This window comes from Pseudoalteromonas sp. P1-8, from assembly GCF_001399985.1.
Lineage (GTDB): Bacteria > Pseudomonadota > Gammaproteobacteria > Enterobacterales > Alteromonadaceae > Pseudoalteromonas.
The window spans coordinates 48,793-61,528 of the sequence record NZ_LJSO01000009.1 but is presented as its reverse complement, the minus strand read 5'-3'; the positions used below and the strand labels follow the sequence as shown (position 1 = coordinate 61,528).

The following is a 12,736-nucleotide window of genomic DNA, read 5'->3' as shown; positions in this document are numbered from 1 at the left end:
GCTTGGGCTTTTGTTTATCAACTATTAAATTAGTTTTGGAATTTAATGCCTTTATAAAAACTTTCTAAGTTTTCGACTTTTGTTTGGTCTTTCAGATCAGCAAATGGCTTGTCTGCAAACTTACTACCACGCATTTGAATGTTTAAACGCGCAGCTTCACTATTGAGCATCGTTTTCTTGTAATAACCTTTCAGATCAGCCAAGGTTACTTTTTCAACTTCAGCGATAAGCTTTTCTTTAGAATCGAAGTTAAAGTTTTCACGGTACCAATCAGAAATAAGCGGCGACATTTCATCACTTAAATTCTTAGGTTGCTCTTTTAAAGACACAAGCGTTGCATTTTTAAGTTGTGCAAATGTTTCTTCTGTCATGTTATCAAGCTCAACTGCGTATTGCTTTTTAAACTCATCAAAGCGCGCCTGCATCTCTTTAGGGCCTTTGACCGGTGTTTGAATGTAAAGACCTAATGCAGAATAATCTTCGATTGGACGCGCTAACGCACCAACCGCATAAGCTAATTGCTCTTCAGTACGTAACTTATCAAACGCTACAGTTCTAAAGTGGCTTTGTAAGATTTGTGCCTGCGCTTTTTGCTTATAGCCAGGTGTTGGGTGTACAACCATATCAATAATTGCTACATCAGCTACATCAATATCTTTTTGCAGTACAATACGTTCACCTGTCTGAGGTAACCAAGCTTTGCTTCTGGCAAACTCAGTCGCTTCATGACCTTTAGGTAAAATTGCAGTTAGCTTACTCGCAATAGATTCAACATCGTTTTGGTTATAGTTACCAAAAGTGAATACGCGTAAATCATTTCCAGCAAGTGTAGATTTTTTAATAGCCGCGAAATCAGCAAGGGTTAGTGTATCTGCCGCTGCAATCAAGGTTTCGGTGTCAAATTTACCACTACGAGTAAGCTTAGAGTACTCACCGAATGCTTGATAGAATGGGAACTGTTTTTGCTGATTTAGTAAATCACGCTTAAAACGATCGATTGCTTGGGCAAAACCTTCTTCAGACACCTCTAAGGTTAGATTTTCAAGGGCCTGAGCTAAAAGTACATCTTGTTTATCAGTGAAACCACTAAGCGATAACACAAGGCCATTACTTGGCTGTAACCCTAAACTCATACCTGCAACAGCGGCTTCTGTGCTTAATTTACTTTGTTGTAAGTTATAAAGATCAGCCCAAATTGAGTAAAGAACCTGTGATTTTACATTCTCAAGGGCATCTGGCGTATTAATGTAAACTTCAACAAGACCTTTAGGCTGCTCAGCAAACTGCTGACTTGCTTGACGCCAAACTTTAACGCCCTGCTTATCAAATACCAGTTCAGGATGCGCTTGTTGTTTAAACTCAGCTGTTTTAATTGCAAAGCTTTCAGGTAATAAGCGGTTTACTGTTGGTAATGCTAACGCGTATTCACTTGGTTTATTCCAGCTTGCAACTTCTGACTCACTGATATCTTCAATACGATATTTACCATCGTAAAAATGCAGCTGTGAATCTGTCTCTTCTTGTTTTGAAATATACCAAATACGTAAAGTATCTTCGTTTAATTGCGAAAGGACATTTTGCACCGCATCTGCATCAAACTTTGCATAATAATAAGGTGCGTTAATTGCGTTGTTCACAGGGAACTTTTGCATGCTATCAGTTAAGTTACTTACATAACCAAACTCATCTCCTTTTTCGAGGAATTGAAACGAATTGTTTAACGATGTACGAATTTCATTAAAGTATTTGCTATCAACACCCTGATCTTTGATAAGTGCAATATATTGCATAACCATAGCAACAATTTCTTCGCGGTTTTGCATGCCGGCATCAGTCAATTCAATATCAACTGTTAAGCTTCCGTAGTTCCCATATTGCGTTGGTGAAGCAGAAGACGATAAACCTGATACCCAACCTTTATCACGTAGTATTTGTGCTGGGCTGCCTTGCATTTCGTTACTTAAAAGGTATGAAACAAAACGATTTGGTTTAACCGCAAACTGTGAACTGTTATCAGCAATTGTGAACTCTAACTGTAGTTGTTTTACATCTTCATTTGGTGAGTAGTAAACACGCTTTCCGCCAGCAACAGAAAAGTCTAACTTATCAGTCACCGTTGGTTTTTCGATTTTTTTGTTTTCAATATCAGCAAAATACTGTTTAGCTTTTGCTTCCATTTCAGCCAGTGGACGATTTGAGATCATCGCCACTTTCATAATGTTCGATGAATAATATTTGTTATAGAAAGCAACGGTTTCTTTATGCAGATTGCTGCCTTCTTTGTCACCTAAAGTTTCTAGGTTACCAATTAAGAAACGGTTTGCAGGGTGTGAGCCCATCATTTGACGTGCCAGTTTAAATTGGCCAAAAAAGTCCATTTCACGACGCATTGACCACTCTGCGTTTACCGCATTTTTTTCTTTGTCTGTGTATTCAGGGTAAAGCTTTGGTGATTTAAAGAAATCAGCAAAGCGGTCAAGTGCTTCGTCGTAGGCATCATTGTTTACTTTGAACATGTAGTTTGTGATATCTAACCAGGTGTAAGCGTTATGTGCGCCACCATTTTTGGTCATGAAATCACTGTAACCTTTAGTGTCTGGGTAGCGGTCTGTACCAAGGAACAGCATATGCTCTAGGTAGTGCGCCATGCCTTGTTGCGACATAGGGTCGTGCAATAAACCAACGCCTACACTCAAAGCAGCAGCTGATTTTTCAGCACTAGGATCTGAAATCAAAATTACATCAATTTCGTTATCTAGTTTTAATGTTTTGTACTCACGGGTGTCGTTTGGGCTGATAACTAACGAGTCAGGAATAAGGTTAGTATTAGCAGATGGAGGCGTTGTGGTAGAAGTAGAAGAACAACCAGCTAACACTGCAAAAGCGATTGCACTGAGTCCCATTATTTTTTTCATTATTTTGTATCCATTAGAAATTGAATAAATTTTTATTTATCATGTGTTTTCGAGCGCCGCAATTCAATGCTTTTCAGCTAAGTTACAGCAAAACTTTGTAACACATTGTGAAAATGCAATACTTACGGTTAAGATTAATAGCAATAACTATAACAAAGGATGAGCTATGGAAAAGTGGCTAATTGTAGCAATGTTCACTCAAGTCTTTCTGACTTTTACTGTTATGTACATTATGGGTAAGCGTCGTTTTCGTGCTGCAAAACAAAAAACCATCGAGATGAAAGACTTCTTAACAATGGAGCTTGAAAAGGCTGGGGATAATGTTCGCGTAGCAGATCGTAACTTTATCAATCAATTCGAAATGCCTGTGCTGTTTTTTATTGCGTGTTTAACAGCTCTGCAAGTCAATGCTGTAGGTACTGTATTTGTTGCCCTTGCTTGGGTTTATGTTGCATTAAGAATTATTCATAGCGTAATACACTTAACTTCAAACACCTTGAAGGCGCGCTATTATAGTTTCGTTATCAGTAGCTTTATAATGCTAATAATGTGGGTGCTGATTTTAGTTAGAATTTTCTAATAATCATCAATACAAAGAAATAAGGCGCTTTTTAGCGCCTTATTAATGGTTGGAATTATTTACGACGACTAAAGCCTGCAAGAGCTAATAAAGATAGCATCCACGCAAGACTCCCGCCTGAGCTACTACCATCATTGTCTGAAGAGTTATCTTCATCAATTAGCGTGTTCTCTTTTGGTGATAAAGAAGCAGACGAATTAGGATCATCATCAATCACAGTCACACTGTTAATGTAAAATAAGTTTTCACCACTGAAACCTGACGTTGTATCTGGGCACTGCTCTTCATTAAGGTTTACTACTGGGATTTCTCCACAATGAACTAAAGAGGTGATTTGTTCTAAAACATCCATACTCTGTACAGTTACTTCACCAAAAACAGTAAAGCCACCATTTTGTAAGTCGAGGTTAGCGCTGTTATCTTTTAAATTGAAAAACCACTGACTTGTCGCACTATTAGCATTACCACCAAGCTTGGCCATTGCAATGGTACCTTTAACATTCGACAGCTCTGGCTCATTGGTAATAGCGTCAGCAGTTTCTATCGCCTCAAAATCAGTATCAAATTTAAAACCACCACCTTGCAAAACAAAGTTATCAACTGAGCGATGGATAACAGTACCGTCGTAGCTGCCATCTGCAACATAGTTTAAAAAGTTTTCAACGGTAACAGGTGTGTGTTGATCATAAAGGTGAACAGTAATACTGCCCAGATCTGTCTGCATTTCAACAATAGTAGCATTGGCTGTAAAACAGCTAGCCAATAAAGCAGTTGCAAGTAGGTGTTTTTTCATTGTTTATCTTTCCTGATAATTTTTATTATATAACTGCAAGAAGCTTAAACAAAATAGAAAGACGCTTAAATAGCAAACAAAACAGTTACACAAAACGCGCCAAAGCAATTACATCTCAGTTACATTAATTTACACCATGTATTCATTATGGTTATAAAAAATTTAAAGAATAAATCAAAATCGTCTTATCAAATAGGCTCAGTTTGTTAGTATCAGCACGACAACAATGAACACACAGGAATGAACCATGGCGAATGAAGAGAACGCAATATGCGATTTTGGCCTACACCAAGGTGAGCCTTACAGTAAGTTACCCGCTAGTTTTTTAAATTGGATGGTCGGCAATAATCATCAAAAGTCTCATTACGCAGAACAAGAACTACAACGCAGACAACTTGCCGCAACAGGACAACTAAATACAGAAAATAGCGACAAAAGTTTATAAAAGACATTTAATTTAAACTTAAGTCGTTTAAACTAAGCGCATAATTAACCTACTGCTCTATTCAGGCAAACAATTATGCGCTTTTTTTTACTAACATCGCTACTGGTTACCCTAACCGCATGTAGCTCCTCTTCTAATAATACTGATTCAGCCCAATATTTAACTCTGCTTCATACTAATGATAACCATGGTCGTTTTTGGCATAACGAACAAGGTGAATATGGCATGGCTGCTCGTAAGACTTTAATTGATCGACTAAAAGCCGAAGCCAAAGCACAAGGTCATGCTGTTTTACTGCTTTCTGGTGGCGATATCAATACGGGTATTCCAGAGTCTGACTTACAACACGCAGAGCCCGATTTTAAAGGTATGTCGGTAATTGGTTATGATGCCATGGCAATTGGTAACCATGAGTTTGATAATCCGCTGGCAGTACTTGATCAACAACAAAAATGGTCAAACTTCCCTTTTTTATCAGCAAATATCATCGATAAAACAACCGGTGAAACTCGTTACCAAGGCTATAAAATCTTTGAAAAGAACGGACTTAAAATTGCTGTAATCGGCTTAACTACCACAGATACCGCTAAAATCGGTAACCCGCAATATATCGGTGGTCTAGAATTTAAAGACCCTACAGACGTTACTGCAAAGTTAGCTCCAGAAATTGATAAACAATACAACCCAGATATTACCATCGCTGTTACTCACATGGGTCACTATGTTGATGCTAACTTTGGTATTAACGCACCCGGTGATGTGACTATGGCGCGCAATTTACCAAAAGGGATGCTTGATATTATTGTTGGCGGTCATTCACAAGAGCCTGTGTGTATGAAAGAAGCCAATGTTGCTGACAAAAGCTTTATGCCAGGTAAAGAGTGTAAGCCTGACCAACAAAATGGTACTTGGATCATGCAAGCCCATGAGTGGGGTAAATATGTTGGTAAAGCTGAATTCAAATTAGAAAACGATGAATTAACTTTGCTCAATTACTCACTTATTCCTGTAAATCTTTATATCGATGATGAAAACGGTAATAAAAAGCTAGCGGCTGAGTACATTGAACCAAACAAAAACTTACAAGACATCCTTGCGGTTTATCAGCAAAAAGGCGCAGCACAAATTGCTGGTAAAATAGGTAACGTGGATGCAAAACTTGAAGGTGATCGCAATAAAGTACGCTATGAGCAAGTAAACTTAGCACGCGTTATTATTGCTGCACAAATGCAGTCAGTGGGTGCTGATTTTGGTTTGATAAGCGGTGGCGGTATTCGCGATAGCATTCAAGCAGGCGATGTAAGTTATAAAGATATTTTAAAAGTTCATCCTTTTAAAAACCGTATCACCTATATTGATATGACAGGCCAAGAGCTATTTGACTACTTACAAGTTGTTACTTCTTTCCCACCTGATTCAGGTGCTTACTTACAATACTATAAGCTAAGCTTTAAGCGCGACAATGAAACTTTATCTGATGTTAAAATTGCTGGAAAGCCACTTGATATGGCTAAAACTTATCGTATGAGCATTAACAGCTATAATGCCTCTGGTGGTGATGGTTACCCTACTCTTACCAATAAAAAAGGCTTTGTGAGTACAGATGATACAGATGCACAGGCATTAAAACGTTTCTTTGAGCAAAATAGTCCTGTTAAAGCGGCTGATTACGCCCCTAAATAAAGACTACTTAAATAGAAAAAGGGAAGCCAGTGACTTCCCTTTTTACTTTTAAACTAGATTACTTCCCAATGACTTCAATATCGGCAATCTCAATCGCTTTCAATCCGTAATGATGTAATCGAGAACGGGAGCCTTCACCATGGGCCTTAGGTGGATAATAGGTTTCTTTTATCTCAGGCTGCTCTTGCCAAACTTCATCAAGTGCTGCCCGAATTTCACTTAATGTTTTTTCTAAACTATTGGTAAAGTTTGGGCGCTTACGTATTGTGTGACCAAGCTCTACTAACCGGTAAAAATACTTGTTTGCTAAAGTCAGTAATTCTTCTGGTACATCTTTATTTTGATTAAGCACTACATCTGGATGTTCAATACAAAACTCAACCAATGCAAGGTAAAAGCAGAGCGGTTTATTAGCAAGCGCCACTGTTTTATCAACAGCACAGCTAGCAGCCAAGGTTTTATTTTGAAGATCGACTATCAATTTAGGCTTTTCTTCTGCCTGAACAGCAACTTCTGGTTCGTGTTTAGCTATTTGGATTTTAGTGCGTTCACTTATAAATAATAAATAAGTAAATGCAGCTGCAAATAAACACACCAAAATAAACACTGCGATATCATCTTTAGCAAATAAAGACGATGCCACAACAAAGCTAACCGTTAATGATTTTTGTGGTGCATGCAATTGCTTAGTGATTAAATCTGCACGGGCAGGATAATCAGAGATCCCCTCAATGGAGTAAACCATCACGCCTGAGTCAGCTAATTGTGCATTAAGACGCGCGATATAATTGAGTACCATATCTTTACTACCTGAATGCTTTAAAAAATCATCAGGTAAATTTAAATGGTTTAAATCAAGGGCAATGCGGTTTTCAACTTTTGCTAGAGTCAGGGCATCATTAGTTGTTGTCTTATAAGCTTTTGCTGTAATAAAGCTGGCAAATAAAACCAAGCAACAGCTAATAAATACTGCCCCATAAGCAAGTTTTACTCTAATTGGCAGCATTGCTTTCCCCTACTTTCATTGTTTGCTGAGTCGACTCACATTCCCAAAAAGACTCAACATGATTAAAGTAATGAGAATTTTGATTGTGTGCCAATTGGGTTAACTGCGCTTGAACTGCACATAAAAGGTCGGTGTTTTCATCCTGCATTTTTAAATACCAACGACTACCACTTATATTGTCGCGTATAGGCGTAATGTAGTTTTTAGAAAAACGTTGCTGGTCGCTGTCTTGCCAATAAGAAGAAATTAAATCGACCTTACCACTTGCAAGCAGCTCTCTTAATTCAGTATGGGAACTTGCGTAAGTGATATTTAGGTTTTCTAGGTTGATATCTAATTTTTTAAATAATTGTTTAGGGAGAATGTGTCCAGAGCGGCTCGTTGGGTAATCAAGCAAACCAATACGTTTATCTAAAAAGTAGCTTTTTTCAATGCGTGGCTTTTCTTTACTAGAAATTAAATAAGCAGTGTAGTCAGGAAAGCCAACAACTGCTTGGTAGTTATAGGTTGACTCGGCCATAAAGGCATTAATCAAGTTTTCTTTAGCCAAGATCAAATCTGCAATCCCTTTACCTAAAAACTCAATTGTGTCTGAAGTTTTATAACCCCAATAAGAGGTGACCTTGCCGTATTGTTTACTAATGATGTCATCAGCGCACAAAGTTTTAGCTACATCCTCAGCCAATACTTTGCCTGATGAATACACCACCAACTCGTTAAGGTTAACCTCTGACTTAGTATCACATTGAAAAGACGTTTCAATAAATGCATCTATATCAGATACAGCCGGTTTGCCCTGCAAAATTCCGATATAAAAAAACAAAATAACTGCTAGAAACAAAAATGTAACAATCGACGATTTTTTTATTAGTATTGTTCTTAAATTCAATTTTAATAGCCAACAACGCTCCGTTGTCTCTATTTGAACAATTATTCTTACTTATTACAACAGGTAATTTTACCTGAATATTTTAAGTTATTGATAAATAACATATATGAACAAGAAATTATGAATCTTATTGAGTCCTTTCTATTTGCTTTTAAATTCAGGAAAATATGCATCAAGAAATCGTGCTTCAGGGCACATTCATTTTTGGACACTGAGTCAATGTTACAAAAAACAATAAAAATGTTGCTGTTATCGACACCAGTTATTTCTGCGGTGTTAAGTAACCCTGCTAATGCATGGGGTAAGAATGGTCACCGTATTATTGGTGAAATTGCATCTAAGCATATTACAGACACCACCAAGCAAGCATTAGTTCCTTTACTTGATGGTGATTCTTTACCACAGGTAGCAACGTGGGCTGATGAAATGCGTTCTGCTCCAGAAAAATTCTGGCAAAAGAAATCTTCGCGCTGGCATTACATTAACTTTAAAGAAGGTGAAGCCAAACCTCATTACGACTCAAATACCCACCATAATAAAGAAACCGTGTCAGATATCCTCGAAGGCATGGAATATTCAATCTCAGTATTACAAAACCAAAAAGCTTCTTTAGGTGAAAAACAGTTCGCTCTGCGTTTTTTAGTTCACCTCGTTGGCGATAGCCATCAACCTTTTCATGCCGGTCGCGGTGAAGATCGTGGCGGCAACAATATTTCTGTCACATTCTTCGGTCAAGATACCAATTTACATAGCTTGTGGGACACAAAACTCATTGAAAATGAAAATTTGTCCTATACTGAGTTTGCGCAATTTATAAATACAACAAATCAAGCGTTAATAACGGACTATCTTGCCAGTTCACCTAGCGATTGGTTAATCGAATCTAATAACATTGCAAACTCTCTGTATAAAGAAAATGAAACAAACGTAAGTTATAGTTATATCTATAAAAACTTACCGATTGTTAAAACTCGCCTACAACAAGGCGGGATAAGATTGGCAGGTTTATTAAATAATCTATTTGATGAATCAGCAAAACCGTTAGTAAAGGCACTTAAGATGCCAACTGACAGCAAACTATAAATGAAACATAACCTCTAACACGGGAAATAACATAATGAAAATCCAACTCCGCAAAACAGCTCTATCACTTGCTATTGCAGCATGTGTTGGTGTGAGTGGTGCAGCGTTAGCAAATGAAACAACATCTGCTATCAAGGGTCAAATCAAAGGTCCTAGCGGCAACCCTGCTGCAGGCACTAAGATTACTATCGTTCACTTACCTTCAGGTTCAACTAAAGAAACTGAAACGAACGATGCGGGTTACTTCACAGCAAAAGGCCTACGTGTAGGTGGTCCTTACCGCGTTGTTGTAGATTCTGACGTATTCGCAGATCAAACATTCAACAACATCAACCTACAAGTGGGTGCTGACTACCCAGTTAATGTTACGTTAGAGAGACAATCTGATGTAGAACAAATCGTAGTTACTGGTCGTCCTATCAGCCGTATGTCTGGTGGTACAGGCCCAGCTGCAACGTTCACACTTGAAGATTTAGAAAACCAACCAGCTATCAACCGTGACTTAAAAGATATCGTTCGTATCGACCCACGTGTAACAATTGATGATAGCCGTGGTTCAATCAACTGTGGTGGTGGTAACCCTCGCTTTAACAGCTTAACGCTTGACGGCGTTCGTATGAACGATAACTTTGGCTTAAGCTCAAACGGTTACCCTACAATCCGCGCTCCTTTCTCTTTTGATTCAATCGAACAGGTTGCAGTTGAGCTAGCACCTTTTGATGTTCAATACGGTGGTTTCACATCGTGTAACATCAACGCTGTTACTAAATCAGGTGGTAACGAAGTACACGGTGGTGTTTTCTTCGACTACACAAATGATTCAATGAAAGGCGATAAAATTGAAGGAAAAGATGCGGATCCTGGTGATTACACCGAAAAGCGTTATGGCTTCAACGTTGGTCTACCACTGATTAAAGATAGCCTTTTCTTATTCACATCTTACGAAAAACTTGAAGGTGTAAAGCAATACAACTACGGCGGTCTAGACACTGGTAGTGTTACAGCAGCAGATGTTTCTCGTGTGCAACAAATCGCTCAAGACGTTTACGGTTATGACGCAGGTGGCATGCCATCAAGCGCACCTGTTGAAGATGAAAAAATCTTAGTTAAGTTAGACTGGAACATCAATGATGACCACCGTGCAAACTTAATCTATAACTACAACGATGGTTTTACACTTTCTCAATCAGATGCTTACAGCAACACTGTTACTTTAGATAATCACTTCTTCAAGCAAAGTGCTGAATTTACATCAATCATTGGTTCACTTTACTCTGATTGGTCAGATGAATTTTCAACTGAGATTCGTTTAGGTAAATCAGAGTTAGATCAGACTGTTCGCTCTTTAGATGCAGCAAGTAGCTTTGGTGAAATGCAAATTCGTACAGAAGACGGCGGTACTATCTATATTGGTCCAGATGATTCTCGTCAATCAAATGCTCTAAGCTACGAAACAGTTACAGCAAAAATTGCAGGTACATACTACCTTGATCAACACACGATCACAGCTGGCTACGAATTTGAAGAGTTAGACGTATTTAACCAATTCGTACAACATACTCAAGGTGAGTGGCGTTTTAATTCTGTAGATGATTTTGAAGATGGTTTTGCTGATCGAGTTTACTACAATAACGCTGCTGGAACTAACGATCCAACAGATGCTGCGGCTAACTTCTCTTATGCACAACACACTTTATATGTGCAAGATGAGTACAGTTTCACTGATTTAGATGCAACATTAACGTTTGGTCTTCGTTACGACAAATACACAAGTGACGACAAACCTAACTACAATGAAAACTTTACAAACCGTTACGGTTTCAGCAATCAATCAACATTCGACGGCATCGATTTAATTCAACCACGTGTTGGTTTTGAGTGGTATGCAACGGATGCATTAGAAGTACGTGCAGGTGTTGGCTTATTCTCTGGTGGTAACCCGAATGTATGGTTATCTAACTCATACTCGAATGATGGTATCACTAACATTGGTACATCAATCAGAGGTGGTGTTGACCTATTCGCTACGCCAAACGTAAACGGCGGCACGCCAGGTTACGAAGTACCACAAAGCTTGTACGATGAAGTTGCAAACACAGTTATTGGTTCAGGTGACTCGTCTGTAAATGCTGTTGACCCAGACTTCGACATGCCATCAGAGTGGAAATACTCTGTAGGTGCAACATACACAACTGAAGATGAGTATGTATTCTCACTTGATTACTTATTCACTAAACGTAAAGATGCTGCTTTCCTAGAAGATATCGCGTTACAAGATTCTGGTGAAACTACGTTTGATGGTCGTCCAATTCTTGAGTCTAAAGAAGGTCGTCGTGGCGATTTACTTCTTACTAACGTAAGTGGCGATAGCGGTGAGTCTCATGTTATCTCTGCTGCTATGAGCAAGCGTTTTGATAACGGCATTAGCGTACAACTAGCTTACGCTTACACTGATTCAACAGATGTTAACCCTATGACTAGCTCGGTAGCGAGCTCAAACTACGGTAACTTAGCGACATACGATCCAACTAACCCAGGTGCACACACATCTGATTACGAGATCCCACATCGCTTTACCATGACATTAGGTTACACAACTGAGCTGTTCGATGGTTACAACACACGTTTCAACCTATTCAGTGAAACATACAAAGGTCTTCCTTACAGCTATACATTTGATGATTCAGACGGCGTTTGGGGTGATAGCAACTCAAACGGCGGCCGTCAGCTAATGTATATCCCTGAAGTGAATGACCCTAACGTTGTTTACGACATGACTGCAGATGAGGTTAATGAATTTAACGAGTGGATTTCTGCTCAAGGTTTAGCTCGTGGTGAAATCTCTGGTCGTAACCGTCAAAATGCTGATTGGTTCACTAAAGTTAACTTCAAGATGACTCAAGAGTTACCTGGTTTCATGCCTGGTCACAAAGGTGAAGTATTCTTCGTTATCGATAACTTAACAAACATGTTAAACGATGACTGGGGCGTACTTAAGAAAGGTAGCTTTGTTGGTAACAGCATGGTTACAGTAAAAACTGATGACCAAGGTCGTTACGTATACTCAGACTTCAACCCTAACAATGGTAAAACTGCAACTCAAAGCAGCGCATCAGTTTGGGAAATGCGTGTAGGTGTACGTTACACATTCTAATAACGAGTTAACCTTGTTATAAAACAAAAGCCCGCCCCTACTGGCGGGCTTTTTACGTTTTAGAGAAGTTAACTAGTTGCTAGTTGCGAGAGTAAAGTTAGCAAGAGTAAAGCTCCAAGAGTAAAGTTAGAAAGTTACAAGGTAGCAGCGGTTTTACATCGCGTCCTAGTGCCTAAAACCTAGAGCCT

At 38.8% G+C, this 12,736-nt stretch carries 10 protein-coding genes; 6 read left to right on the top strand and 4 right to left on the bottom strand.

The genetic code is table 11. The features are described from left to right. Positions 1–29: 29 nt before the first annotated feature. Positions 30–2,915, bottom strand: coding sequence for an insulinase family protein (locus tag AN213_RS13645; RefSeq protein ID WP_055198872.1), 2,886 nt, complete (start codon positions 2,913–2,915; stop codon positions 30–32). Between the two features lie 166 nt (positions 2,916–3,081). On the opposite strand from AN213_RS13645, the gene AN213_RS13640 reads away from it, so the two are divergent. Continuing rightward, the gene (locus AN213_RS13640) at positions 3,082–3,495 is read left to right on the top strand and encodes an MAPEG family protein (RefSeq protein WP_055198871.1); all 414 of its coding nucleotides are present in this window, start codon (positions 3,082–3,084) and stop codon (positions 3,493–3,495) included. 55 nt (positions 3,496–3,550) lie between these two features. Here AN213_RS13640 and AN213_RS13635 read toward each other — a convergent pair whose 3' ends face one another. Further along, positions 3,551–4,258 carry a peptidylprolyl isomerase gene (locus tag AN213_RS13635; protein ID WP_374236548.1) on the bottom strand — a complete coding sequence of 236 codons (708 nt, stop codon included), beginning with the start codon at positions 4,256–4,258 and terminating at the stop codon, positions 3,551–3,553. Between AN213_RS13635 and AN213_RS20570 the strand changes: the two genes are divergently transcribed. The 3 genes from AN213_RS20570 (at position 4,236) to ushA (ending at position 6,416) form a co-directional block, all read left to right on the top strand. Continuing rightward, positions 4,236–4,304, top strand: coding sequence for a hypothetical protein (locus AN213_RS20570; protein ID WP_350338400.1), 69 nt, complete (start codon positions 4,236–4,238; stop codon positions 4,302–4,304). The two genes, AN213_RS13635 and AN213_RS20570, sit on opposite strands and share 23 nt — an antisense overlap. 231 nt (positions 4,305–4,535) lie before the next feature. Next, positions 4,536–4,733 carry a hypothetical protein gene (locus AN213_RS13630; RefSeq protein WP_054563072.1) on the top strand — a complete coding sequence of 66 codons (198 nt, stop codon included), beginning with the start codon at positions 4,536–4,538 and terminating at the stop codon, positions 4,731–4,733. Between the two features lie 75 nt (positions 4,734–4,808). Next, positions 4,809–6,416, top strand: a complete 1,608-nt coding sequence (gene ushA, locus AN213_RS13625; RefSeq protein WP_055198869.1) for a bifunctional UDP-sugar hydrolase/5'-nucleotidase UshA — start codon at positions 4,809–4,811, stop codon at positions 6,414–6,416. A gap of 58 nt (positions 6,417–6,474) precedes the next feature. On the opposite strand, the gene AN213_RS13620 is transcribed toward ushA, so the two are convergent. Next, entirely contained in the window at positions 6,475–7,422 is a 948-nt protein-coding gene (locus AN213_RS13620) for a hypothetical protein (protein WP_054563070.1), read from the bottom strand. Beyond that, complete coding sequence (locus AN213_RS13615; RefSeq protein WP_055198868.1) at positions 7,409–8,311, bottom strand: hypothetical protein; 903 nt, start codon at positions 8,309–8,311, stop codon at positions 7,409–7,411. The genes AN213_RS13620 and AN213_RS13615 overlap by 14 nt, the downstream gene beginning before the upstream one ends. 219 nt (positions 8,312–8,530) lie before the next feature. On the opposite strand from AN213_RS13615, the gene AN213_RS13610 reads away from it, so the two are divergent. Together AN213_RS13610 and AN213_RS13605 are read left to right on the top strand one after the other, a co-directional pair. Beyond that, positions 8,531–9,394 (top strand): S1/P1 nuclease, encoded by an 864-nt coding sequence (locus tag AN213_RS13610; RefSeq protein ID WP_055198867.1) that lies wholly within the window; start codon positions 8,531–8,533, stop codon positions 9,392–9,394. A gap of 34 nt (positions 9,395–9,428) precedes the next feature. Beyond that, positions 9,429–12,548: a TonB-dependent receptor gene (locus AN213_RS13605; protein WP_055198866.1), complete on the top strand. Its 3,120-nt coding sequence runs from the start codon at positions 9,429–9,431 to the stop codon at positions 12,546–12,548. Positions 12,549–12,736: the final 188 nt, after the last annotated feature.

Excerpts from the sequence above, each read along its gene's own strand:
- AN213_RS13610 (WP_055198867.1), top strand. The coding sequence starts at position 8,531 with ATGTTACAAAAAACAATAAAAATGTTGCTGTTATCGACACCAGTTATT.
- ushA (WP_055198869.1), top strand. The coding sequence starts at position 4,809 with ATGCGCTTTTTTTTACTAACATCGCTACTGGTTACCCTAACCGCATGT.
- AN213_RS13630 (WP_054563072.1), top strand. The coding sequence starts at position 4,536 with ATGGCGAATGAAGAGAACGCAATATGCGATTTTGGCCTACACCAAGGT.
- AN213_RS13645 (WP_055198872.1), bottom strand. The coding sequence starts at position 2,915 with ATGAAAAAAATAATGGGACTCAGTGCAATCGCTTTTGCAGTGTTAGCT.
- AN213_RS13620 (WP_054563070.1), bottom strand. The coding sequence starts at position 7,422 with ATGCTGCCAATTAGAGTAAAACTTGCTTATGGGGCAGTATTTATTAGC.
- AN213_RS13640 (WP_055198871.1), top strand. The coding sequence starts at position 3,082 with ATGGAAAAGTGGCTAATTGTAGCAATGTTCACTCAAGTCTTTCTGACT.
- AN213_RS13605 (WP_055198866.1), top strand. The coding sequence starts at position 9,429 with ATGAAAATCCAACTCCGCAAAACAGCTCTATCACTTGCTATTGCAGCA.